Source organism: Trichocoleus sp. DQ-A3 (assembly GCF_039961975.1).
Classification (GTDB): domain Bacteria; phylum Cyanobacteriota; class Cyanobacteriia; order Cyanobacteriales; family FACHB-T130; genus FACHB-T130.
In genome coordinates this window covers 173,607-198,371 of the sequence record NZ_JAMPKC010000004.1, presented here as the reverse complement: position 1 = coordinate 198,371, position 24,765 = coordinate 173,607, and the positions used below count along the sequence as shown (strand labels likewise).

At 46.8% G+C, this 24,765-nt stretch carries 22 protein-coding genes; 13 read left to right on the top strand and 9 right to left on the bottom strand.

Translation table 11 applies throughout. From position 1 onward, the window contains the following. The first annotated feature begins 97 nt into the window (after nt 1-97). Together NDI44_RS09655 and NDI44_RS09650 are read left to right on the top strand one after the other, a co-directional pair. Complete coding sequence (locus tag NDI44_RS09655) at nt 98-358, top strand: hypothetical protein (RefSeq protein WP_190415235.1); 261 nt, start codon at nt 98-100, stop codon at nt 356-358. A 27-nt stretch (nt 359-385) separates the two neighbouring features. Continuing rightward, nucleotides 386-1,582: a murein transglycosylase A gene (locus NDI44_RS09650; RefSeq protein ID WP_190415233.1), complete on the top strand. Its 1,197-nt coding sequence runs from the start codon at nt 386-388 to the stop codon at nt 1,580-1,582. 137 nt (nt 1,583-1,719) lie between these two features. Here the strand turns inward: NDI44_RS09650 and NDI44_RS09645 are convergent, their stop codons facing one another. Continuing rightward, nucleotides 1,720-2,595 carry a DUF5895 domain-containing protein gene (locus tag NDI44_RS09645; protein WP_190415232.1) on the bottom strand — a complete coding sequence of 292 codons (876 nt, stop codon included), beginning with the start codon at nt 2,593-2,595 and terminating at the stop codon, nt 1,720-1,722. A gap of 581 nt (nt 2,596-3,176) precedes the next feature. Between NDI44_RS09645 and NDI44_RS09640 the strand changes: the two genes are divergently transcribed. Then, on the top strand, nt 3,177-5,117 hold the full coding sequence (locus tag NDI44_RS09640; RefSeq protein ID WP_190415230.1) for a cation:proton antiporter: 1,941 nt from the start codon (nt 3,177-3,179) through the stop codon (nt 5,115-5,117). A 161-nt stretch (nt 5,118-5,278) separates the two neighbouring features. Here the strand turns inward: NDI44_RS09640 and NDI44_RS09635 are convergent, their stop codons facing one another. Continuing rightward, nucleotides 5,279-5,974 carry a cytochrome b N-terminal domain-containing protein gene (locus tag NDI44_RS09635; protein WP_190415228.1) on the bottom strand — a complete coding sequence of 232 codons (696 nt, stop codon included), beginning with the start codon at nt 5,972-5,974 and terminating at the stop codon, nt 5,279-5,281. 151 nt (nt 5,975-6,125) lie between these two features. Continuing rightward, entirely contained in the window at nt 6,126-6,827 is a 702-nt protein-coding gene (locus NDI44_RS09630; protein WP_190415226.1) for an alpha/beta fold hydrolase, read from the bottom strand. A 41-nt stretch (nt 6,828-6,868) separates the two neighbouring features. Between NDI44_RS09630 and NDI44_RS09625 the strand changes: the two genes are divergently transcribed. From NDI44_RS09625 to rfbB, 4 genes are all read left to right on the top strand, one after another. Continuing rightward, nucleotides 6,869-7,588 (top strand): precorrin-2 C(20)-methyltransferase, encoded by a 720-nt coding sequence (locus NDI44_RS09625; RefSeq protein ID WP_190415225.1) that lies wholly within the window; start codon nt 6,869-6,871, stop codon nt 7,586-7,588. A 246-nt stretch (nt 7,589-7,834) separates the two neighbouring features. After that, nucleotides 7,835-9,499, top strand: coding sequence for a hypothetical protein (locus NDI44_RS09620; protein ID WP_190415223.1), 1,665 nt, complete (start codon nt 7,835-7,837; stop codon nt 9,497-9,499). Nucleotides 9,500-9,726: 227 nt separating this feature from the next. After that, nucleotides 9,727-10,752, top strand: coding sequence for a D-glycero-beta-D-manno-heptose-7-phosphate kinase (rfaE1, locus tag NDI44_RS09615; protein ID WP_190415222.1), 1,026 nt, complete (start codon nt 9,727-9,729; stop codon nt 10,750-10,752). Between the two features lie 51 nt (nt 10,753-10,803). Continuing rightward, on the top strand, nt 10,804-11,865 hold the full coding sequence (rfbB, locus tag NDI44_RS09610) for a dTDP-glucose 4,6-dehydratase (protein WP_190415220.1): 1,062 nt from the start codon (nt 10,804-10,806) through the stop codon (nt 11,863-11,865). A gap of 20 nt (nt 11,866-11,885) precedes the next feature. On the opposite strand, the gene NDI44_RS09605 is transcribed toward rfbB, so the two are convergent. The 4 genes from NDI44_RS09605 to rpaB form a co-directional block, all read right to left on the bottom strand. Beyond that, the gene (locus tag NDI44_RS09605; protein ID WP_190415218.1) at nt 11,886-12,356 is read right to left on the bottom strand and encodes a hypothetical protein; all 471 of its coding nucleotides are present in this window, start codon (nt 12,354-12,356) and stop codon (nt 11,886-11,888) included. 403 nt (nt 12,357-12,759) lie between these two features. Further along, on the bottom strand, nt 12,760-13,293 hold the full coding sequence (locus tag NDI44_RS09600; RefSeq protein WP_190415217.1) for a DUF456 family protein: 534 nt from the start codon (nt 13,291-13,293) through the stop codon (nt 12,760-12,762). Nucleotides 13,294-13,299: 6 nt separating this feature from the next. Continuing rightward, complete coding sequence (locus NDI44_RS09595; RefSeq protein ID WP_190415216.1) at nt 13,300-13,968, bottom strand: cofactor assembly of complex C subunit B; 669 nt, start codon at nt 13,966-13,968, stop codon at nt 13,300-13,302. A gap of 97 nt (nt 13,969-14,065) precedes the next feature. Beyond that, the gene (rpaB, locus tag NDI44_RS09590) at nt 14,066-14,794 is read right to left on the bottom strand and encodes a response regulator transcription factor RpaB (protein ID WP_190415215.1); all 729 of its coding nucleotides are present in this window, start codon (nt 14,792-14,794) and stop codon (nt 14,066-14,068) included. A gap of 176 nt (nt 14,795-14,970) precedes the next feature. Here rpaB and radA point away from each other — a divergent pair, with 176 nt between their 5' ends. Together radA and NDI44_RS09580 are read left to right on the top strand one after the other, a co-directional pair. Continuing rightward, the gene (gene radA / locus NDI44_RS09585; protein WP_190415214.1) at nt 14,971-16,518 is read left to right on the top strand and encodes a DNA repair protein RadA; all 1,548 of its coding nucleotides are present in this window, start codon (nt 14,971-14,973) and stop codon (nt 16,516-16,518) included. Between the two features lie 562 nt (nt 16,519-17,080). Then, nucleotides 17,081-18,418, top strand: a complete 1,338-nt coding sequence (locus NDI44_RS09580) for an MFS transporter (protein WP_190415213.1) — start codon at nt 17,081-17,083, stop codon at nt 18,416-18,418. 30 nt (nt 18,419-18,448) lie between these two features. Here the strand turns inward: NDI44_RS09580 and NDI44_RS09575 are convergent, their stop codons facing one another. Together NDI44_RS09575 and NDI44_RS09570 are read right to left on the bottom strand one after the other, a co-directional pair. Beyond that, nucleotides 18,449-18,607: a hypothetical protein gene (locus NDI44_RS09575; protein ID WP_190415212.1), complete on the bottom strand. Its 159-nt coding sequence runs from the start codon at nt 18,605-18,607 to the stop codon at nt 18,449-18,451. Nucleotides 18,608-19,214: 607 nt separating this feature from the next. Then, nucleotides 19,215-19,961, bottom strand: a complete 747-nt coding sequence (locus NDI44_RS09570) for a creatininase family protein (RefSeq protein ID WP_190415210.1) — start codon at nt 19,959-19,961, stop codon at nt 19,215-19,217. A gap of 170 nt (nt 19,962-20,131) precedes the next feature. On the opposite strand from NDI44_RS09570, the gene NDI44_RS09565 reads away from it, so the two are divergent. The 4 genes from NDI44_RS09565 to NDI44_RS09550 all read left to right on the top strand — a co-directional run bounded on the left by NDI44_RS09565 (nt 20,132) and on the right by NDI44_RS09550 (nt 24,419). Next, nucleotides 20,132-20,884 carry a response regulator transcription factor gene (locus tag NDI44_RS09565; protein ID WP_190415208.1) on the top strand — a complete coding sequence of 251 codons (753 nt, stop codon included), beginning with the start codon at nt 20,132-20,134 and terminating at the stop codon, nt 20,882-20,884. 198 nt (nt 20,885-21,082) lie between these two features. Beyond that, nucleotides 21,083-22,399, top strand: coding sequence for an ATP-binding protein (locus tag NDI44_RS09560; protein WP_190415206.1), 1,317 nt, complete (start codon nt 21,083-21,085; stop codon nt 22,397-22,399). Nucleotides 22,400-22,739: 340 nt separating this feature from the next. Next, nucleotides 22,740-23,405 (top strand): phosphate signaling complex protein PhoU, encoded by a 666-nt coding sequence (gene phoU, locus NDI44_RS09555; protein WP_190415204.1) that lies wholly within the window; start codon nt 22,740-22,742, stop codon nt 23,403-23,405. Between the two features lie 147 nt (nt 23,406-23,552). Next, complete coding sequence (locus NDI44_RS09550) at nt 23,553-24,419, top strand: iron uptake porin (RefSeq protein WP_199304984.1); 867 nt, start codon at nt 23,553-23,555, stop codon at nt 24,417-24,419. The last annotated feature ends 346 nt before the right edge of the window (nt 24,420-24,765 follow it).

Here is a 24,765-nt window from a genome sequence, read left to right as displayed (position 1 = left end):
CGAATGACCTTTTGAGAAAATTCTGTAGAAATAGCCTGTTATTTTCGACCATTCTCAGCTCATAATAATCAGGACGGATTGAAAATCAATCGACTGTATGCCGAGAACTCCCACCGAATACGCTGTACACCTGATGATAGAAGGTGGTCACAAAGCAGAAGTGCGTTTTGCAACCATTCAAGAGTTTCAGAAGTGGTACAGCGGCGAGCTGATGCCCAAAGCCGCCTCCACGGACTTTATCAGTGTGCCGATCAAAAATATCCAGGGCGAGTACATGGTTATACGTCCCGTCAGCATTAGGGCAATCCGAGTGGAACCTGTCTTCGCCGGAAGTGTCGATAGAAGTGACTACGAATAGCTATCACTTTCCCTTTTGGTGTAAGTAATGAGAAAGACATTGGCTTTACTGTCCCTGAGTTTTGGTGTAACTCTGGGAAATGTCACTTTGCCTGCCCTCGCTAAAGATCCCCTGTCCGTTCCGCTGATACCAGTCAACTCAAACCTTTTAAATCTCGTCTGTTGCCGGTCAGATGCACTGGGACTTGATGAGCAAATCTGGGGGCAAAACGGTCAAGCCGGAGACCGAAAAGCTTTAATCGCCTCGATTGATAACAGTCTGCGATATTTACAGACAAACAGTGCCGCTCAAGCCTACCAGCAGTATCCGGTGCCGGGAATCACCCGCGATCGCGTCCGCCGATCTTTAGTGCGCTTTCGGCAGCTAGTTCTCAACTCTGGTTCGGCTGCCGAACTGCAAGCTGCAATCAAGCGTGAGTTTGTCTTGTACCAGTCTGTAGGCAAGGACAACAAGGGGAACGTTCAGTACACCGCCTACTACGAACCAACCTATACAGCCAGCCGCAAGCAGACGGCAGAGCATCGTTATCCTCTCTATGGGATGCCGTCAAACTTCAACTCTTGGCCCAAACCCCACCCCACACGGGTTCAGCTAGAAGGGGAGGATGGCTTGCTGGGAGCGAACAGTCCGCTAAAAGGGCTAGAAATCGCTTGGATGAGCGATCGCCTGGAAGCCTTCTTGGTGCAAATCCAAGGCTCTGCTCAGCTCCAGATGACCGATGGAAGCGTGATGACGGTCGGTTATGCGGGTGGAACCGATTACCCCTACACCAGTGTTGGGAAAGAACTCGCTAAAGATGGCAAACTGCCCCTATCCGGTCTGACGTTACCTGTGCTGATCAAATACTTCCAGCAAAATCCTTTAGAGCTGAGTAACTATATCCCGCGCAATCAGCGCTTTGTTTTCTTCAACGAAACCAATGGTGCCCCAGCGATGGGAAGCGTTGGGGTGCCGGTGACAGCTGAGCGTTCGATTGCGACGGATAAATCTTTGATGCCTCCGGGTGCCTTAGCTTTAATTCATACAAGAGTTCCCTACTTTAATCGTGCCGGTAAGATCGAACAGCGTCTGGTGAGTCGCTACGTACTCGACCAGGATAAGGGAAGTGCAATTCTAGGTCCCGGTCGCGTAGATTATTTTATCGGAACGGGTAAACGGGCAGGCGATCGCGCAGGTGTCACCGGCGGCAATGGGCAACTGTATTACCTGCTGCTAAAACAGTAAATCTTTTAGCATCCCGCAACCTAAGAAATTGAGGCGATCGCGTCCTAATCCTACCTAGAAATTAAAAGTAAAAAGGCAAAAGTAAAAACTTGTTACTTTTGCCTTTTTTAAGTTTTTACTCTTTCCTTGTGTCCTATTTAATAAGGAGGTTCGCCGTACTCAAATTCATCGTGATAATCGTATGAACTAGACACCCCTGCCATCTCCATTTTGGGCGCGGGGGTTTCCTCTTTCGGTTTTTCTTTTCCGAAGTCTTGGTACTCCTCAAAAGTTTTGCAGATAAGCACAGACTCCTCAGAACTGGAAGAAATTAGATATTCTGTTAAATTCTTAGCAGTAGGATGCTCATAATCTACTGTACTAGCCACCAGAGCCGTATTTGTGCCACTGCCCCTTTCCTCCATTTCAATTAACGGACAAAAAATTCCATGAGCATGAAACAACGGCCCTTTTGGTGTTAAAGGCTGCTTTCGATACTGAGCATAAGCCTTTTCCAATTCAGCAATAAATCCACCGACGACTTGACCTTGTTTCATCTCGCAGTAGGATTTTCCAAAACTAGCACCTGCTGCACCATTCACCGTCAATTGCAATGGCAAGTGATGCAAAAGCTTTTGTTTCTCCCCCACTAAAAAAATCAAGTGGCGAGTGAATGTCTTAAACTTGAGCTTGTCTGCCAAAAAAGCATCGTAGTTATCTTTAAACGTACCCAATTTCATCCCAGTTTCACGGTCTTTCACAGACAATGGACCCCGCCGCACGATGACTAAGCGGGGGGTAGTAGTGATAAACAGCGTTTCGACTCCGGTGCTAAACTCATGCTGCACCTGGTCCCAAGTGGCATCCGGTTTAAAGCCAACCGCATTAGCGTTATCTAGCTTAATTGCCAATCCGTGCGGCTGGATGCCAGTTTTCCCATATCGAGGATTGATCATCTGGCACCAAGGGATAACTTGAGAAGGTGGTGCGTTGAACTTGTCGTCGTCGAAGTCAAAATTCGCAGATGCGTTCATGGTCTTAGGCATCCAAGTCGTGTGCTGATCAAGTTTACAAGTCTGGAGCAAGTGGTGATATCCGAAAAGATACCGTAGAAATGATAAAAGTAACACAAGTGCAGCTAACCGGCTTTATTGACACCCCTACTCCAGTTGAATGCCAGCAAGAAGCAGTGTTTCTTAGAACAGCTTGCTAGGATCGAACCAGCACATTAGGAAGAGGTTCTTTGCGTTCTGAGTGCAGGAACGGTTGTCCAGTGAGAAGATTTGGGGGAGTTGCTGCTGGATTTTTCTCAACAAACGGATTGAAAAGCGTGGTTAAAAGGGCAAGCAATTCAGTAAAGGAGCGATCGCACTTTTCTTCTGTGCCCTTTTCGCATCTACTCTATATACCCTGTTTGCATCACAGACAAATTTTTGCTTTTTCAGTAGATTTTTAGACCAAACGTGTATCATAGACTACAGATACTTGTCTCAAAATATCCGATGCAAAGACAGGTTGACTATTGCATAGCAGCCAGGAAGGGTTAATATTTACTATCCTTTACCAAAGATATTGATATTGATAAAACTTCGTTGGTTTTATCAAAATCTACAACATGGAAACATCCTTTGAACTAACCCTGCAAATCGTTATCACGGTTGTTGCAGGTATCAGCGCCCAGGTTTTAGCCCAATATCTTCAGGTTCCTAGCATCGTCTTTTTGCTGCTGTTTGGCATTCTCCTGGGACCTGATGGCTTGCGCCTGCTACACCCGCATTCTCTAGGTACGGGCTTAGAGGTCATTACTGCTCTGGCAGTGGCAGTGATTCTGTTTGAGGGGGGGCTGAACCTAGAGCTGAGAGAGTTGGGCAAGGTTTCCGGCAGCCTGCGAAACTTAGTGACGCTGGGAACGCTGATCACGCTTCTGGGCGGCGGTATGGCAGCTCACTGGCTGGGTGAATTTCCCTGGCCTATCGCTTTTCTCTACGCTTCCTTAGTGGTCGTAACGGGACCAACCGTGATCAGTCCTCTGCTGAAACAGGTGCAAGTAGATCGGCAAGTGGCAGCACTTCTGGAAGGAGAAGGCGTCTTAATTGACCCAGTAGGGGCTATTTTGGCTGTCGTCGTGCTGGACACCATTTTGAACGCCGATACCGACCCCATCGAAGCTTTCATCGGTCTCGTCTTACGCTTAGGCATCGGCGGCGGCATTGGCGTTGTCGGTGGCTGGTTGATGGGTTGGATTATCAAACGCGCCAAGTTTCTTTCAGAAGACTTAAATAACCTGGTCGTTCTGGCTGGGTTGTGGGGCTTATTTGGTTTGGCGCAAACAATCCGCAGTGAGTCGGGGTTAATGGCAACCGTGATGGCGGGAATTGTTCTGGGTGCCTCCTCAATCCCAGAAGAACGGATGTTGCGGCGATTTAAAGGACAATTAACGATTCTTGGCGTTTCGGTTTTGTTCATCCTGCTGGCAGCTGACTTGTCCATCGCAAGTGTATTTGCGCTGGGGTGGGGAAGTTTGTTTACAGTTCTGGCACTGATGTTTATCGTGCGACCGATAAACATCGGCTTATGTACCTTCAATAGCGACCTGAACTGGCGGCAGAAGCTGTTTTTGTGCTGGATTGCTCCTAGAGGAATTGTTTCGGCGTCGGTTGCTTCTCTATTTGCCATTTTTCTGACCCAGCGGGGCATCAACGGCGGCGATTCTATCAAAGCGTTGGTCTTCCTCACGATTATCCTGACCGTATTTTTGCAAGGACTGACAGCACGTTGGGTTGCTCGTTGGCTGCAAATCAACCTCCAGGAAGCAACGGGCGCTGTGATTATTGGTTGTAATCCCTTAAGCCGCCTGATTGCCCGTTTGTTTCAGGAACAAGGAGAGTCTGTAGTGCTGATTGACACAGACCCCGAAGCGTGCCAAAAAGCAGAGCAGGAAAATCTGCGGGTATTTTTAAGCAGTGGTTTGGATACGGAAGTTCTGGAAGAGGCGGGACTCGACTCAATGGGAACCTTTCTGGCAATGACGAATAATGGGGAGGTGAATTTAGTGTTGGCGCAGCGTGCTTCTGAGGAGTTTCGTCCTCCTCGTGTGTTGGCAGTATTTCCCCAAGCGAATACACCGACTAATAATAGTAAGGTTCACCAAGCTTTCATTCCTAATTTATCAATTAAGAATTGGAATCAATACCTGAACGATGGACAGGTGAAGTTAGGCAAAACGTCACTCAAAGAGCCTGGTTTTTCGTTTCAACAAGCTCATCTACAAGCCTTAATTCGTTCCGGGGAGCTAGTACCCTTACTATTTTTACGGGAGGGGCGTTTCCAAGTGGTACCTGCGACAGAGGATTGGGAAGCGGGAGATCAGATTATTTATGTGCTGCATGACCCTCGACCAAAACTCTTGAAGCGTTTATCGGGTGCGAGTCCATCTTCTCGTTTGGCGCTAGAGAAACTGCCGGAAGTTGAAGAGGTACCCATCTCATCTGCAAGTGTAGGTGTCCTTTTGGGAGAACTCAAACCAGAACCTCAAACAGAACCTACAGAAGCTTGACACAAGACAGTCGCGACTATGCCAATCTGCCTGGAAAGCAAGAAAAGCGATCGCATATTCTTGCACTTGGCGGTTGAAACCGCACAGCGACAGCAAGCACACAACCGAAACCTTCCAGGAGCAGGTTACTAAGTGAACCTAGATTTGCGACTATAAATTTGCTATTTCTGTGACTCAGCACTACTGAGGCTGAGAGATTTTGGATCGTTCTTTGCCTGCGCGGATTCTGACTCGGTGGCTAAGTTGGTGGCGGCTAATTTCATCTGAAGCTGCTTGTGCTGTCTTTCCTGGACTAATAACCCGCCTAGATGAATCAGTGCGATCGCGATCGCTCCCACGGATAAAATGTAGCTGTGTAGGGTGTAGAGGTGTTCGACAGTAGCTGTAGTAATGGCTCCACCACCTGTAACGATGTCTCGCAGCTGGGAGCCAATAAAAGGAATGGCTTCGATAGTTCCCAATTCGATGCTCAGACGCCAGTAGCCGAGTTGAGTCCAGTCGAGAATCATCGCCGTCCAACCGAGCGCGATCGCGGTTAATGTCAATAGAATGCCACTAATCCACGCAGTTAACCAACTATTCGTAAATTGTCGCCCCAGAAACATCACGACAATTTCGATTAAAGACACTGCAATTAACCCATTTCCCGCGAGATCGTGAACGCGGAGAATCACCCAGCCATTGGAAACTTCATTTGCGATCGCTTGCAGGGAATCATAAGCACCACCCGCCGCCGGTTCGTAGTAGAAAGCTAACAGAATTCCAGTCACAGCAGCGATTAGGCTCAAGGTTAGAATCCCAACAGCCAGGATCGTAGCCAGACGCCGAAGGACAAATTCATACTGCTCGGTTTTCATGGCTAAACTTTACTTTTCTTAACATTAGTCAAATGCTAGCCAGTTACAGAAGGAATTTCGTTGTCCTAACAGCGTATGCCTAAAGGCTGAATCGTTGTGATGAGTCATGAGTGATTCGCCAAGGGTCAATGACTCATCAGTATTACCCATGTCATGCCAAATACTCCACCCAAGACGGTAAAGCGACTGGCGAACCGTACCAAATGCCAGGAGTTCTGGGTGAGTGCTTGACACCTTCGATAACCAGATTGGTTGCTCCCTCCAGATGAGCCGCTTCAATCGGCGTAATCCCATCTCCCCAAGTGTTACCAATCCCGCAGGTAAGTTTGTAACTGCTGTAGGCTAGCCACTGCCCCGGACGCCTCGCCCCGAAGATAGATTTACCGGCAACGCAGATGTAACGCACCGTTGAGTAGAAGGCTCCTGGATAGTTCATTTTGACAAAATCTAGATTTTTCCGCGTCCAGCGTTCCCCGCTGATATGGGGCGTTCCCAAGGTGACAAGCGTGGCAACATAAGGGTGAGCGTGCCACAAACCAGCGTCTTCTGTGACATCTCCGTGAATAGAATAAGGTTTTTCCCCCAGGTAGATCCGGGAAATCCAGCCGCCAGCGGAGTGACCAATCAGGTTAAGCTGAGAAACGTTGTATTGCTGCAAAATTTGTTTTACCGTGCGGTCGAGTTGCCGCAAAATCGGAATCATCGACCGTCCTCCTACAGTGGGCACCCAATCCCGACTTCGCAAGGGTACGGTTACAGTGGGGAAACCCGATTCTTGTAGAGATTGTTCGAGTGGACGGTAGGCGATCGCGCCTTCGAGATATCCGGGCAAAATGACAGTCGGTAAAGGCATTTGAGATTTTGAGTTTTAGCTTTTAGATTTTAAATTTTATTGTGCAATCAGGTATCTTGTACGGCATTGGCGTGGGTCCCGGCGACCCAGAACTGATTACTGTGAAGGGACTCGGCATTTTGCAACGGGTGCCGGTGGTGGCTTTTCCCGCTGGGTTACACGGTAAGCCAGGAATCGCTCAGCAGATGGTGGCTCAATGGTTGAATCCCCGCCAAGTGCAATTAGCGTTAACTTTTCCTTACGTACAAGAAAGCGAGATTTTGACTCAGGCGTGGCAAGTCGCAGCCCAAGAAGTCTGGCAATCTCTAAAATTGGGTCAAGATGTTGCTTTTGTCTCGGAAGGCGATGTCAGTTTCTATAGCACGTTTACCTATTTGGCGCAGACACTGCAACAACTGCATCCTGAAGTAATAGTGCAGACAGTGCCGGGAATCTGTTCCCCTTTGGCGGCGGCAGCGGTGTTAGGAATTCCACTGACAATTCGCGCTCAGCGCCTCGTCGTGTTACCAGCGATCTACACGGTAGGAGAGCTGGAAGCTGTTTTAGAATGGGCAGATGTGGTGGTGCTGATGAAAGTGAGTTCAGTTTACGAGCAAGTTTGGAAAGTGTTGCAGCAGCGCGGGTTGTTGGAACGTAGCTGGGTAGTGGAACGGGCAACGCTACCAGAGCAGGTAATTTATGCGGGGTTAAGCGATCGCCCGAATCTGAAATTGCCTTACTTTTCTTTATTAATTGTGCAAGTAAACGAGTCAGTAGATTAATTTCTTCAGGAACTTGAGGAAAGTGGCAACTTTTGGGCTTTTTTTCCAGTCTTGGCGATTGGGTCAGAGAACCTGAAAATTAACTTTTAAGCATTTTAGACTGAAATAATTGAGATTAAAATTCAGAATCTGAAACTAATATAAAAGCGGAGTGCTTGTTTCGATCGCGATCGCGTGCTTGCCGCACGTACCCACCTGACCTGATTCCCAGCCTGTCCTGTCGCTGAGGAGTGTAACTTACCTGCTATGTCCTATCTCTCATTCATTAGAAACCTGCCTGAAAAGTTAACTCAGCCGCCTCTGATTGCAGCTTTGGCTTCCGTGGGCATCCACGGAGTGCTGGCGATGACCCTTCCCAGTTTATCCGCGTCCTCCAAACCGGAAGAGCAGAAGCCGCGAGGGACTGTCAAAGTTGTGGAGTTAACACCGGCAGAGCAAAGCCGCATTCCGCAACTTGCACCGCCGCCCGTGTCGCTGCCACCCATTCCCAACCAAACCCAGCTGTTGCCACCTTTGCCGCCGCCGTCTTCCGTATTGCCGCCGATCCCTAGCTCCCCACCCTACAAATTTCCGCTGAACTCCACACCGCAACCTAACACGGGGGCTGGGTTGCCGGAGATTTTTCAGAGATCGAGCGATCGCCGTCAGCAAAGAGCTAGGCAAAATCCTTTCAATCCTAACAATCCGAGTTTTAGCGTAGGACGGCTTCCCGATCCCCCCAAAGTTCCCCAATCGGGATCTCGGAAAGTTACACAGCAAGAGATTCGTCGTCGCCTGTTTCAGGGATTGCCTGCTGGTGTCGAGCCGGGGCAGGACGACATTTCCAGTCTGTTTCCGCCGCCACCGCCCACTTCCGATCAACAGACACCTTTCAACCCTTCTGAGGAATCTTCTGGAAAACAGCCCCCTATCGATTTTGGACAACAGACGCCTAGCAATCCCAAGCCACAGAGGTCAATTGATTTTGGACAACAGACACCGAATTCGGAACCACAAATAGCAGCGAATTCCGAACAACAAACGTCTAAAAATTCTGAGCAACAACCTCCAGCGACTTCCGGACAACAGACGCCTCCTCTTTCTCCACAACAAATAGCAATGGCGCGGCGCGAACTGCAACGGCAGCAAGTCCTTGCTGATATACGGCAGCAACGTCGAAACTACGCCTATGACGGCAATGGCACTCGTGATGACGATTACAGCCAAAAGTTAGCGGGTTGGGGTTCTAGACTCAACAAAGTCCCATCGAAAGAACAAGAAATTACGCTGACTTCTCAATTTCGTGCGTGCTTTATTAAGAAGCCGGAAGCAACTGCTTTAGTTGGGGCGCAGGTGGATGCTAAAGGTAGTGTCACGACCGAACTGCTTAGGAGTTCTGGTTACAACATTTTGAATGAGAAAGCGCAGGAAGTCGTTAAGGCTCATTCCTTTGGTGCAAAGGAACAAGTTTATGTTGTTCAGGTCAAGTTTGCGTACAACGAAAAAGATTGTCCGCCGATGACAGCTTCACGAGAAGCTCGAAATTCTCAAGAAGTTCAAGATTCTAGAAAACCACGAGATTCTCAAGAATCCTCTGAGCCTCAAAAACCACGGGATTCTCAAAATTCCCAAAACTCCCCTGAGCCGAGAAAACCACGAGATTCTCAAGAATCCTCTGAGTCTCAAAAACCACGAGATTCTCAAAATTCCCAAAACTCCCCTGAGCCGAGAAAACCACGAGATTCTCAAGAAGCTCAAGATTCTAGAAAACCACGAGATTCTCAAGAATCCTCTGAGTCTCAAAAACCACGGGAATCTCAAGAATCCTCGGAGTCCAAAAAACCGCAAGATTCTCAAAATTCTCAAAACTCACCTGAGCCGAGAAAACCACAAGAATCTCCGGATTCTCAAAATTCTCAACAGACACCCTGAACATAGTTCACAAGAAGCGAAGACAGTATTAGACAGTCAGTTGGGTTGAGGAACGAACCCCAACCAATACTTATGCGTGTTGAGGTTCGTTCTTCAAGCTAGCCTATAACTCTCAATAAACTCAAAACTCACGTGGGAGTAAGCAGCTAGTAGTTGGAATCCATCTGGATTCATTAAAAGCGCCCTCTTGCAGGATAATAAACCCTTGGACTTTTGCGACTTCCTCTATGGCTTTAGATGCTTCCTTCTTGGCTCAGCTGCAAAATTCATCTGAGCGATTAATTCAGCTACTGGATAACTTTGTCCAAGCACGGGTGCTGGTTGTTGGGGATCTTACCCTCGATGAGTTTCTGACGGGTCAAGTGGAACGAATTTCTCGTGAAGCACCTGTGTTGATTCTGCGCCACGAAAATACCCGGCAGGTACCTGGGGGTGGAGCAAATGCCGTCTATAACCTGGCAACGCTGGGGGCACAGGTGAAGGTGGCTGGATTAGTCGGAAAGGATGACCAAGGGCAAGCATTGCGCCATATCTTTGAAGCAGCTGGAATTGATACCAGTGGAATGTTGCTCGATCCAGACCGCCCGACGGTGACGAAAACCCGGATTTCTGGTCATGCTCGGCAGTCGGTAACTCAGCAGATTGTGCGCGTTGACCGGAAATCGGATGAGTTGCCAGATCAAGATTTGCAGCTACAGCTTGCTGAGTATATTCAGCAACATCTAGATACAGTGGATGCAGTAGTTTGCTCAGATTATGGCGATGGCGTTTTTACTCAGCCTGTAATTGAGGCGGCGTTGTCTCACCAGAAGACAATAGTGGATGCTCAAGTCGGTCTCCAAAGATACCAAGGAGCGACGCTGTTTACGCCAAATTTGCCGGAGGCGGAGCAAGCGGTGGGGTATGCGATCGCGTCTGGGCAAATCACCCAAGCTGGACGCGACCTCTTGGCGCTGACTCAAGCCCAGCAAATGCTGATTACTCGCGGTGAAGAGGGGATGAGTTTGTTTGACCGCAGCGGGACGGAGCAGCATATCCCAGCGTTCAACCGTACCGATGTGTTTGATGTGACTGGCGCTGGAGATACTGTGGTAGCGGCGCTGACGCTAAGCTTAGTTGTTGGGGCGTCATTCTGGGAAGCGGCGGTTTTGGGAAATTTGGCGGCTAGTATCGTGGTGCGCCAATTTGGAACGGCAACCACCAGTCCAGAAGAGATGAAGGCGGCTTTACTGGCGTTGTTAGAAGAAGAATAAACGAACCGCCAAGACGCAGAGTCCGCAGAGGGAAGAAAAGGAGAGAGTTTGATGAGAGGAAGCCGTCGGTTGTTGGTGACAGGTGGGGCTGGGTTTATTGGTTCCAATTTTGTGCATTATTGGGGTAAGGCTTACCCTGACGATCGAGTGGTGGTACTAGATGCGCTCACTTATGCAGGGAATCGCTATAATTTGGCGTCCTTGGAGGGGCAAGAAAATTTTCGGTTTGTCAAGGGGGATATTTGCGATCGCGCTTTATTAGACTCGCTGTTACAAGAAGAAAATATCGATACAGTGGCTCACTTCGCCGCTGAATCTCACGTTGACCGCTCAATTCTAGGTCCCGGTGCCTTCATTCAAACCAATATTGTCGGCACATTCACCCTATTAGAAGCTTTTCGGAAACATTGGGAAACAAGACAAGAGGGAATTTTTCTTCATGTTTCCACCGATGAAGTCTACGGTAGCCTCAATCCTAGCGATCGCGCATTTACAGAAACAACGCCCTATGCCCCAAATAGTCCCTATTCCGCATCGAAGGCGGGTAGCGACCATTTAGTCCGCGCCTATTACCACACCTATGGCGTCCCCACCATTATCACCAATTGCTCTAACAATTACGGCCCTTATCAGTTTCCTGAAAAGCTCATTCCCTTGATGTGCATCAATATCTTAATCGGCAAATCTTTGCCTGTTTATGGTGATGGGCAGAATATCCGGGATTGGCTATATGTTGGCGATCATTGTAGCGCTTTGGATGTAGTGATTCATCACGGCAAACTGGGCGAAACCTACAATATTGGCGGCAATAATGAAGTTAAAAATCTTGACTTAGTTAATATGTTGTGCCAGCTAATGGATGAATTAGCACCTAATTTACCCGTGCATTCTTGCAAAAAATTGATCGCATTTGTGAAGGATCGACCGGGGCACGATCGCCGCTATGCGATTGATAGCACGAAACTAAAAACTGAGTTAGGGTGGACTCCTTCTGTAACGGTTGAAGAAGGTTTACGACGCACTGTTGAATGGTATCTCACTCACCGCGATTGGTGGGAACCGTTGCTGTCTGAGGAGTACCAAGCTTACTATCGCCAGGTTTATGTTTCTTAACTAGATGTTCACAATAAAGTTTAACGATGAGAGCAGGCATACTGAATTACGTTGCCTTGAAGAGTATTGATGCTTGCTTGTTCAATTCCCTTATTAGGGTAAAAGTCGTCTGTCAAGTTATTTCCCTCAAAATTCCTAAGCCTTAAGTATTTAAAGCTACCAGAAGAACAATCAGCTAAAACATAGCTTTCGGTGCTATAACCTTCTAGAGGAGCAACTATCTTTTGCCAAAACTTTACTTGGCTTTCTCTATATAACAATGAATTTTTATCAAAATAAGACTGCTTTCCATTATCATCGTTACGAGAAATTAGTAGCCAGTTACCAGAAGGATTAGGTACATTAGGTACATCTGTTTGAGCATTTGAAGGTAATACTTCTGAAGTGGATGAAGATGAAACTTGTTGTCTCTGTGCCACTGGAGTAGGAGCCTGAATCGTGATACATCCAGTCAAAGTTGATATAAATACTAGATATAGCAGTTGTCTCATAGTTAGAAGCCCTTAGCTTAAGCTTTTAGCGTGATGCTACACACCCTTATAGTTCCCTTTTCATCCAGTTGAATTACCATTGGTTAGCTTTCTTATAGGAAATTTTTAGTCAGTTCGGCTAATATAAGCGATTTGTTCGCTACACATCACGCGAACGGGTATACAAAATCGCCTTATCATAAGTTGTTTATGCAGCCAATACTGCACGAAAATCTAAATTCGGTATAAAAAATATGTGAGTCCGCCAAAATAACTAAAATTTAGTGATTACACTGGAAAGCTCAAAATTTAAGCTGATGTTTAGCTAGATAAGATAAAAATACCTAGCATTAACTGGGAGAGTCGACCGAAATATGGCTAACTCTCCGAAATATTATCGATAAATAAGAACGATTTAAGTTTCTTATGCCCCAGCTCCAGGGGGCCAAGTTGTGTAGAGGAAAACGCTCACGGCGGCGATCGCTAATAATCCCTGAATCAAATTCCCAATCAGCGAACCCACCACAATGCCTATCCCGGCTTTCAGTGCTAGCTTGATTCTTGGCTCAAATTCTAAATCGCGTCGGTAGAGAAACTCTCCAGTAATCGCTCCCAGTAGCGGTCCAATCAAAATTCCGATTAGTGGCCCCGCAACTAGAAAAGCGGGTAACAATCCCAAAAAGCCCAACACCAAGCCAACAATGGCTCCAATCTGCCCCCACTTGCTAGCCCCTGCTTGTTGCGCCCCCAAGTAGGTTGCTAAGAGATCGACGCCAACGCTAAGTAGCAACACTAGGATAGCAACGCCCAGCGCCACAGACACGCTGCTAAAACTGTGAACGGCTCCCCAAACCACAATAGCAATCACAATCAAGCTAGTTCCAGGAATGCCGGGAACCACTGCGCCCACGACGCCAACGAGCATGAGGACAACGAGAAGCCAGTAGAGAATCGTCATGGATATTTAAATTCCAGCGGGTGCAACATCATCTAAGTGGTAGCTGAGAGTAACGTCTAGTTTTTCAGCAATCCCAGCTATCCAGTTTTCATCTTGCTTGGTGTAACTGCGCGGAGCATTGGCACCTAAAATCAAGACGCCTTGATTGCCAATCGGCTGACAGATCGCTCCTTGAGTATTCTCTGGTAGATAGTCAAATTCAATCCGTCCTGGGTATATTTTTAGAGCCACTAGATAAACGGGTTTTTGTTTTTCCAACACCCGCTGTAGAATCGGCCCTGGTTTTACTTCTGGGTTGACGCCTAAGATACCCCGCCGCAACAACACTCGTCCTTTGTACCAAACGACGAGCGATCGCGTCCCAGTGTTCGCGAGCAACAGATGCGATGCCCAAGCCAGTTCTATCTTTACGGCTTCCGGTAAGTCGGGTGCTAGTTCAAACCCTTCCTCGCCGAGCAATTCGACAGCTTCGGGCGATCGTGGCTGTACTTGCTGCCACAGCAACCCCGTTAAAATTAACACCGCACTGATTATCACGCCCAACGCATCCGAACGAGCTTGAGAATCCGCTAGCTGCGGTGTCAATAAACGGTTAATCAACAGCAGCACCCCTGCCAACCCACCAACCACAAGGGGGAGTTGTCGTAGAACCTGATTTTGATCTGGCTTAGCCATTTTCTTAGTGCTGAGGATTGAGGGCTGAGGAATGAGTAGGAATAAAAGAGTAGAAATTTTCTCACCTTTTAACGTAATTCATTCTTCATCCTTCAGTTCAGATTTCATCCGGCTCAATGATCCGTTGAAACAGATAGCCAGTGCCTCGCGCCGTCAGTATTAGCTCTGGATTGCTTGGATCGTCTTCCAACTTTGCCCGGAGTCGTGAGATATGCACATCCACCACGCGAGTGTCTACGTGGCGTTCTGGCGTATATCCCCAAACCTCTTGCAAAATCTCAGAACGGGAAAAAGGTTCTCCAGAACGGCTGACTAACAACTCCAGCAAGCTGAATTCCATTCCGGTGAGTCGAATCCGCTCATCGCCTTTATAGACTTGCCGCTTATTGGTGTCAATCTTGATATTCCCGACATGGATGACCCCAGAACTGGGAATCCCAGAGGCACCCGTTTTGTCTACCCGCCGCAACACAGAGCGGATGCGGGCTTCCAGTTCCTTAGGGGAAAAAGGCTTGACAACGTAATCATCTGCACCCAGCTCTAAACCAGTGATGCGGTCGGCGACATCCCCTAGAGCCGTTAGCATGATAATTGGCACATCCGATTCCTTCCGCAATTCCTGACAGACGCCGTAGCCATCTAGCTTTGGCATCATCACATCCAAAACTACTAAGTCAGGAGTGGCATTGCGAAAGGTATCCAGCGCTTCTTCTCCATCGGCCGCCGTCACGACATCGTAGCCAATCATGGAAAGGCGCGTTTCCAGAATGCGACGGATGCTAGCTTCATCGTCAACTACCAGAATTTTTTCTTTATGGCTTTCCAAGCTCGTCAACGCTCCTTAAGTTCCGATTTCTAATCGTTAATTTTAGATACCATTACATTAAGATATCATTCTGTTTAGTCGGTTTGGAAAGCCTGAAATCCTCACAGTTGCTGGATTTTTATATTCTCTTATTCCTTGCGATTTATTAAGATTCTTTAACAAATCGAGAATGGTGCATGGCAAAGCCGCGAACTAACTATGTTTGTAACGAATGTGGGTCAGAATCTTCACAATGGTTTGGTAAGTGTCCCGCCTGCGGCACCTACAACTCCCTGGAAGAGCAGTTTGTGTCCCAGATTAATTCTTCCCTTCCCAGCCGGGGTTTGCAAAGCTCACAGCGCAATGGCAAATTAGCTGCCAAAGCACCCCAGGCGCGGGCATCGCTGACATTCGCGCAAATTACCGACAAGTATCAGGAACGGTGGACTTCTGGTTATGGAGAATTCGATCGCGTACTGGGCGGGGGGGTTGTTCCTGGCTCTTTGGTGTTAATTGGTGGCGATCCGGGCATTGGTAAGTCAACGCTGCTGCTGCAAACGGCGAATCAGATGTCGCAGATGTATCGCATTCTCTATGTCTGTGGGGAAGAATCGGGACAACAAGTAAAACTGCGGGCTTCGCGTTTGGGTGTTAGCAACCTGAATCCGGATCGGGAAAAAAACGGCGATCGCGTGTCTCTCCAGCCAGAAATAGAGGCATCTGTAGAGACATCTGTAGAGACTCCGGTGACATCCATCTCAGCGGGTGCGGATCTGTATGTGCTGGCGGAAACCGATTTAGAAGAGATTATCAGGGAGTTGGAATCTCTGAAACCGAATGTGGCAGTAATTGATAGCGTGCAGACGATTTACTTACCGTCTCTAACGTCGGCAGCGGGATCGGTGGCGCAGGTGCGGGAATGTACTGCTGCATTGATGAAGGTGGCAAAGAGAGAGAGTATCACCCTGCTGATTGTGGGACACGTTACTAAGGAGGGCGCGATCGCTGGGCCAAAAGTCCTAGAACACCTAGTAGATACCGTATTGTATTTTGAAGGCGATCGCTTTGCGTCTCACCGGCTTCTGCGTTCTGTCAAAAACCGCTTCGGCGCAACTCACGAAATTGGCGTTTTTGAAATGGCAGATCGAGGACTCCGAGAAGTTTCTAATCCCTCGGAGTTATTTTTGGGCAATCGGGACGAAGTGGTTCCGGGTACCGCTCTTGTCGTCGCTTGCGAAGGCACTCGCCCGATTGTCGTGGAACTGCAAGCCTTAGTGAGTCCAACCAGTTATAGTTCCCCCCGCCGCTCAACGACGGGTGTTGATTACAACCGACTGCTACAAATTTTGGCAGTATTAGAAAAACGAGTCGGTATCCCTTTATCTAAATTAGATTCTTATGTGGCTTCAGCGGGGGGGTTGAGTGTAGAAGAACCCGCTGTTGATTTGGGAATGGCGATCGCAGTTGTGGCTTCTTTTCGCGATCGCGTCGTCGATCCCCGCACTGTCTTAATTGGCGAAGTTGGCTTAGGCGGACAAGTCCGCGCTGTCTCCCAAATGGAACTGCGCCTGAAAGAAGCAGCCAAACTAGGCTTTAAGCGAGCAATTGTCCCCAAAGGGCAAACTTTCCCAGAATTGGGATTAGAAATTGTACCCGTCGCCAAAGTTATCGATGCCATCATTGCTGCTATCCCAGCCTCTCATCATCATGATGATGAAGAAATGCTAGATGATGATGATGAATAGACGGCATTAAGGTGCAAGTGGTAGCGCTTGGGGAATGATGCGCGATCGCCTTTATTGCGTTTTTTAAGCATCTTGTATCATTTTGGAATCTATCCATTTCTCCAATTTTTGCAATATACGCTTTCTCAAAAACCGTTATTAAGCGGAACCAAGGAGAAAGCGAATATAGCAATTCTATTTGAGTTGTGAGCCAGCTCTTCAGATCCCCGACTTCTCTAGAAAGTCAGGGATCTCGCTTGCCCGCATGATTTAGGATTGCTGTATATTGGCTCAAAAAAATGAATTTATTTATATTCCCAATTATAGAAATTTAACTTTCAATCCCTTAAGAAAATAAACTTTTTATAAAACTAAATAGTTTTATTTGTTAATATTTATCCGCAATTTTATCCGTAATATTACTGATGCACAAATACAAAAAAATAGGCTGAATTAAGAAAAGGGTTAATAATAATTAACCGTCTGGGTGCAGATAATCGATCCTGTTATTGATGAAGAACTCTGGTAAACCTTAACAGAGAGTTACAGCCAATCCAGCACCCAGATTCAGTTTAATTTAGCAATGAATATTACTACCAAGAAAAACGCATGGAAGCTTGAAAGCTCAGTTCCATTATGGTTTTTCGCTTTTGTTCCTTATAAAATAGGTGAAGGCCTACTAATTATACTAATGCCCCTATTTATCATTCAGGTAGTAGGGGGAACCGTCGCTGATGTCGCTAAAGTAAACTCACTGATCGCCCTAGTAGGTATGTTTGCCTTCATTTTATGGGGCAACCTATCAGATAAGATGGGCTATCGTACTCCCTTCTTGATATTGGGATTTCTAGGATTCACTCTCTGCACATCAATGCTCAGCTTTAGCGATAACCTCTCACAAGTATTAATTCTTGGCAGTGTGGGGGGCTTTTTCATGGCAACAATTACCCCAGTAGGTTCAGCATTGGTACTGGATAGTTTTCCCGAACAGGAGTGGCCTAAGTTTTTCGGTAAATTCTATCAGGTAACAGGATGGAGTTTTGTCGCTAGTGTTCTATTCGGGATGCTCTGGCTCAACTTTGCTTCCAAATGCGTGGGCAATGTTGCAGCAATGCGCGGATTATTATTATTTGCAGGTGTTGTTTCGTCGCTGAGTTTACTTCTGTGCTTTCTTTGGGTAAAAGAACCGAAATTTGTTCGCAAACGCCGAAAATTTAATCCGAAAATGCTAGGACAATTGACTGTAGGAGTGATTGAAAGGCGAGCAGTTTTTTACCCATCCCGCGCCCTCTACTTTGTACTGCGCCCAAGCTCTCTGAGCCAAGCGGTTCAGCCACTAGGAAGCCCTTTAGGGCGTTATTATCTATGTTCTTTACTATTTTTCGTTGCCATCAACCTGGTTATTGTGCCCTTCCCGGTTTTTCTCACCAACACATTAAAAGCTACGAATACTCAGGTATTCTTAATTGCCTTAGTTAAGTCAACAATAGAGTCTTGGTTGTACGTTCCTGTCGGTCATTGGGTGCATCAGCGACCTGGTATCAAACTCCAAGCGCAGGCTACCGCTCTCAGGGGTGGCGTTTTTGGAATTTTTGTCTTGTTGGCTTTAATTCCGCCTCAACCGAGCAGTCTGGCGTTCGTTGGATTAGCCCAGATATTAAGCGGTATTACTTGGGCAGCGATCGCTGTATCTAGTAGCACGGCAGTGGGTATACTGGCTGGCAAAGACAAGGAAGGTTCGGCAATTGGGTTTTACAACGCAATAATTGGGGCATCAGGCGCGCTGGGTAGCTTGGGAAGCGGATACCTTGCTGCTACCTTTGGGTATAGCGTTTGTTTTGGGATAGGCGCACTATTGACAGCATTCACTGCATGGTTGCTTTGGCAACTACAGCCTGTTGTATTAGCCAAAACGTCCTGAGTGGCTTTTGGGCTTTGTAAATAGAAGATACTAGGCAACAATTTTTGAAATGGCCGGGCAAGTGCAAACAAAGACAAATTCTTGAGCGCGATCGCTTGCACTCTGTCTGATTCTGTCTGATGAGGATGCGATCGCATTGCCCCCAATTGTTTCTTGTCTATTTTTATACAACTGTAAGCAAATGGACACTTGTCCTCCTTTGCATCCGACCCAAGTTTGATATTCTGCTAACCACAAAAACAAATCGAAGAATACGGAAGCTTTATCTAATCTTCATAATTTAGTTAAGTATTAATATTCAGCAAAACTCCTTAAAGCCAAGGAAATAGCAGCTTTATAGTTTTACCTACTCTATTTGTAGGTAAATCAAGATATTTTTTTGATAAAGATTCCGTGAACCTACTGGGAATTCATAGCAAGCTATGTAAGTATTTTTAAGTAGACGCCTGTATTTTATAAATATTATGTACAACTCTTCCGAAAGCTCACCTTTAAGCACACGTACAAATTTTGATACGCAGAGTGGATGGATTTTGGGAAATCCCATGCAAATCAGCCGACGCAGCCGCCGCTTGCTCTTTTGCGCGTTCCTGCTTTTAGGGTTTGTAGGGTGTGTTTTTGGAATATTGCTGGGAGCGGGTCTGGATATTGGAAAAGCTATACTGACATTTATCGTCTTGTGGGCAGGATTGTGTACTCTTAGTGCCCGCTAAGCGTAAAACGAGAACGATTTTATAGGTCTAGTAGGAAATTGAGCAGATTTTACTCAATTTGCCTAAATAAAGAAAAGAAGTGCTCAGTTTGCATTCAAAAATTCCAGATATCCATTGCTGAGTTCTTTTACGGCTAATTCATAGAATTGCTTGCCGTGTTCGGGTGTTGCCAAAGCGGGATTAGAACCCATACGCCCATCGGGATAACGGTTACGGAAATCAGTAGCACCATAAATTGGGTGTCCAGAAGCGACTTGATCTGAGAGGGGCGCTTGTTTAATGGCTTCTGGATAGACGTACTGAGTGAGGGCAACTTCACTAGGGGTGGCATGAGAACCTTCTTGGTCTTTATATAGCTCTTTTGCCAGCTTGTAGACAGAACTGCACATGAACCAGTTGCCGACTTGACACTGCACTAACTGGGCATTAGGAATATTTAAATCAGCTAAATGAGCGTAAGTTTCCGAGAAAGCCGCCTTTAGCGTCGCAATATTACCGCCGTGACCATTAATAAAGAAAAATTTGGTAAATCCAGCCCTAGCTAAACAGAGGATATAGTCTCGGATTAGCTGAATCATGGTGCTGGGGCGCAGGCTAATTGTGCCAGGAAAAGCCGTATGGTGCAGCGCCATGCCAACATTGATAGTAGGGGCTACCATTGCGTCAATCGCTTCGCCAACCCCGCGCGCGATCGCTTCTGCACAAATTGCATCTGTCCCAATCAACCCAGTTGGCCCGTGTTGCTCTGTCGAACCAATCGGGAAAATTATCCCCTGAGAACGGTTGAGATAGACTTCTACTTCAGGCCAGGTACTTAAGTGCAGCAGCATAATCAGAATAATCAGAAATGTTGGGCGATCGCTAAAGATAAATTTGGGCGAAACAGCGCACCGACTCCATCCTAGCTGGGTTGAGGGGTCATGTACTCGAAAAGGAATCTCTGAGGCAGCAATTTTGTTGTATGAATGAGGATGGAATTACACTCTCAAGTTCCCCAATTATGCTTTCCCTCGACCTCCCGAAGAACCCATCTAGTCCAGAATTAGGGCGAACGAGCCAGATATTAATTGTTGAAGATGAGGATCTCATCCGGGAAATGATAGTTTTGGCTCTAGAAGAGGAAGGTTTCGAGGTGGTAACAGCCGCCGATGGGCGTACCGCTTTGACATTTCTTCAGGGTGAGACCCCTGCTACGGTAGATTTCCCCTTTGACCTGATTATTCTCGATTTAATGCTTCCTCAGGTCAATGGCTTGGATCTTTGTCGCTTGTTACGGTATCAAGGAAATCCAGTCCCGATTTTGATTCTCAGTGCTAAAGCAACTGAAACTGACCGAGTTTTAGGTCTAGAAGTGGGAGCCGATGACTATTTAACCAAGCCATTTAGTATGCGGGAGTTAATTGCCCGTTGTCGTGCCTTATTGCGACGCCAACGACTTGGCGGATTGCCCCAAGCGCCAGTGCTGCAATTCAAGGATGTGACGCTTTATCCCCAAGAGTGTCGCGTGATTGTTCGGGGAGAGCAAGTTAACCTATCACCTAAAGAATTTCGCTTACTGGACTTATTTATGAGTTATCCGCGTCGAGTTTGGTCGCGGGAGCAGCTGATCGATCAGGTGTGGGGTCCAGATTTTGTGGGGGACAGTAAAACAGTAGATGTTCACATTCGCTGGTTGCGAGAAAAATTAGAACGCGACCCTAGCCAACCAGAATACGTAATTACGGTACGTGGGTTTGGTTATCGGTTCGGCTAAAAGATGCAATATGAAGAAGGAAGAGTGAATTTTCAACCTTCCTTCTTCATCAGTAGAGGGGCACAACTAAACATGGCTGGTAGCGGTCGATGGTTGAGAGGCGCTGTTTTTATGAATCATTCCCCCCAACTATTCCCATCACCTTACGTTTATTGGCACCCACCTCTACTAACTTTGTATTTTTAACTGATAGCTTAAATGACCCTCATCGCATTTTTTGTGGGGCTAACTTTAGGAATTGGGTTTTGGATCTGGCGGCGGAACAAGCTTTACCGCCAGTTAGAGCAAATTCTTGGGTTGCTACCTTCAAGTGTCATTGGGGTATCTTTACCGCTGGTTTCGCAGCTACGCAGTGGAATTGCTTTGGCAAATCAGCAGTCTCTTCAGCTAAAGACGCAGTTGCAAATGAATCAAGAGATTCTGCAAGTGGCACCCATCGGCTATCTGGAGGTGGATGAAGAAAACCAGTTGATTTGGTGCAACGAGCAAGCCCGCATTTTATTAGAGCTTCATCGATGGGAACCAGGACAGGTGCGTTTGCTGCTGGAGTTAGTGCGATCCTATGAACTCGATCAGCTAATTGAGCAAACTCGACACCAGCAAAAGCCTTGTGAACAAGAGTGGGTATTTCACCCAGATTGTTCAGATGCAGCGGTAATTGGGGAGATGCGATCGCTTACTTTACGCGCATCCAGCTTGCCCTTAGCCTACGGACAAGTGGGTGTTTTTCTAGAAAATCGTCAACCTTTAATCGAACTTTCCCAATCGCGCGATCGCTGGGTTTCCGATTTAGCTCACGAACTCAGAACCCCCCTCACCTCCATCCGTTTAGTAACTGAAACCTTGCAAAAACGCTTGCAGTCTACAAAAGAGCGCTCATTAATTGACCGCCTCCTGCCAGAAGTCAACAGACTAATGAACCTAGTTCAAGACTGGCTAGAACTAAGCCACTTAGAGCAAGATCCCAGCAAACACCTCACCCTAAAATTAGTAGAACTGCGAAGCTTAATTCACTCTGCCTGGGAAACAATAGAGCCTTTAGCACGACAAAAGCAACTCAGCTTCAGCTATTCTGGTTCCGACACCTTACTCATCAAAGCCGACGCATCTCGTCTCACCCAAGTATTTCTCAACTTACTCGACAACAGCATTAAATACACTCCCCTTGAAGGAGCTATCCGTGTTGAAGTAAATCTTATTCCGAATAAGGATATCCCTAACTTGGTTCAAATCAATATTATTGATTCAGGGATTGGGTTCCCTGAGTTCGATTTACCCCATGTTTTTGAGCGGCTCTACCGAGGAGATCCCTCCAGGCGGCGTCAGCACAACTCCTCTGGAACTTCTGAAGAATTGTCAGTTGTGGTAACGACTGGCAGCGGTTTAGGCTTAGCGATTGTGCGGCAAATTGTCATCGCTCATGGCGGCTCCGTCAAAGCGAAGAATCATCCAGAAACCGGCGGCGCGTGGCTGCAAATTGAATTACCTTCCTTTCAATCCCCGCTTGAAATTTAAGGTTAGGCGTCGTTGCAGTTTCGATATTCACTTTGAGTTTTTTGCACCATTTAAGAAAATTAGTATTAACCAATCATGCTAGTCAGACAGAACCCACAATTTAAAAGGGTCATGAAACACTAAGATGACCAAAGTATGATTCGACTAAATGATTTTTCAAGGGTTTCAGCGACTGAACTCGGCTCGTTAAGTTATTAACTGTATCTTCCAAAATCAGCCCCTAGAGATTACATCTATCCTACGATAGGTTTTCATTTAGTCTATATGCATACAGCCAAATCAACAAATTTAAGCCATCTTAGAGAGTACAGTCGTTTTGTTTTTCTACCAGCAGAGGTGAATGCTTTCCTCTAAACACGTGCATACGGAACGGATACACTTCGATCGCAGAACTAGGGGCTTATTAAGGGATGTTTTGCGAATGGGAGCCTTAGTAGAAAACTCCTTTCGCCTCTCGCATCAAGCCTTATTTTCCCGTAACCTGGCAGCCGCTAGGGAAATTCCCTTATTGGATAAACAAATTGACCGATTTTATCGCCAAATCGAGCTAGATTGTGCAACTTTAATGACTCTGGAAGCTCCGGTTGCACAGGATTTGCGTTTACTCAGTGCTTGTATGCAGCTGGTGCGAGACTTAGAACGCATTGGTGATTACGCCAAAGACCTAGCAGAAATTGCGATTAAACTCTTTCCTTACCCGCCTCATTCTTGCCTACCGCAGATTGAGGTAATGTCCCATCATGCTCAAGCCATGCTGGCGTCGAGTTTAGTCGCGCTGGCAGATTTGGACGCAGCCGCCGGGAAAGCTGTCAAGCAGCAAGACGATGCCGTGGATAGCGCTTACGAAACGGTTTATCAAACCTTAGCCTTTCAGCGGGATATCAAAGGGGTGGTTGAACCGATTCTGTTGATGGGGTTGATCATTCGGCATTTGGAACGAATGGCAGACCACGCCACCAATATTGGTCAACGAGTTGCCTACATTGTCACGGGAACCCGGTCTTAAAGGCTACAGTCACGGCACGGCAGTGCCCATACTGATTTAAAAGTAAACTTGCACTCATATAGCATTTTTTACTTGCGTTCTATACAGTTCGCGATAAGGGTCTACAGCTAGCTACCTGTAGACCCCTATCGCTGTATTTCCCTCTTATTGAGAAGTGATATAACTGTTACCCTCACTGCTGCTAATGGACTGCATCACTATTACGCTGACACAGTTAACCCGTATTTTGAAGGCAATGGCGGTGGCAATAATGCCCTATCCCGCTTTTCCGAACGCAACCCCATTTATCGGATTGGACCTTTAGGTGCTGGTGTCGGATTGAACTACAAGATTAGCAACGCTCTGAAGTTGGACTTAGGTTATCTCTCCAACACAGCCAACAATCCCGAAGATGACAACGGGGTTTTTAACGGTAACTACTCAGGTTTGGCACAGTTAGTTTTTGGGACTAACCGATTTAAGGTTGGATTCACTTACATTCACGCCTATGATAATGGCGGCAATAATGCTCCCCGCTTTGCTATGGGCGGTACTGGTACTGGTCTTGCCAATTTGAATCCAGCAACGCTAGCTGCTGCGACTACAGGTGGTCTAACCCAAGCTCAGTTGAGCAGACCCGTTTCGAGCAACTCTTACGGGTTAGAGGCTTCCTTCCAATTAACCCCTCAATTTGTTCTAAATGGCTGGGTGGGCAAAACTGACGCTCGTTTGATTGGCTTAGGCGCTGCCGACATTTGGAACTTTGCCCTTGGTCTTGCTTTACCGGATTTTGGCAAAAAAGGCAATTTGCTTGGCATTATCGCTGGGGCCGAACCAACTCTCAGAGGTCTAAATGTTCCAGGCCCAGAAAACTTCGAGCGTGATTTTGCCTATCACATTGAAGGTTTCTATAAGTATCAGATGATAAATAACATCTCAATTACTCCGGGCATTATCTGGCTGACATCTCCTAACCAAAACAGAGATAATGATGACATCATTATTGGTACAATTAGAACAACGTTTACCTTTTAATTAGCGGTCAGGGTGAGGATCGATAGTCACAACTGACAACTAATCATATAAACTAATCTAATCGCTTAATCGCCAACTTTGCTCTTGCCGATTCGGAGCGCAACTTGAAAGCCTCTAAATCGGCTTTATTTGTTGGGTTCCTAGCTAGCGGATTGTCAGGATTGCTTAACCTGTAGATTACCAAATCCTTACCTATCCCTAAACTGACACAACTAGCATTAGAGGAAATTATGTCGCCTACAAGACAATGTTGAGCTTGAGTTGGCAGTGTTTCATGTTTAATAATGATGGAGTTTCTCAAGAAGACTCCCTATAGCGTTCCGTTAATCCGGGATTGTTTCCCTTG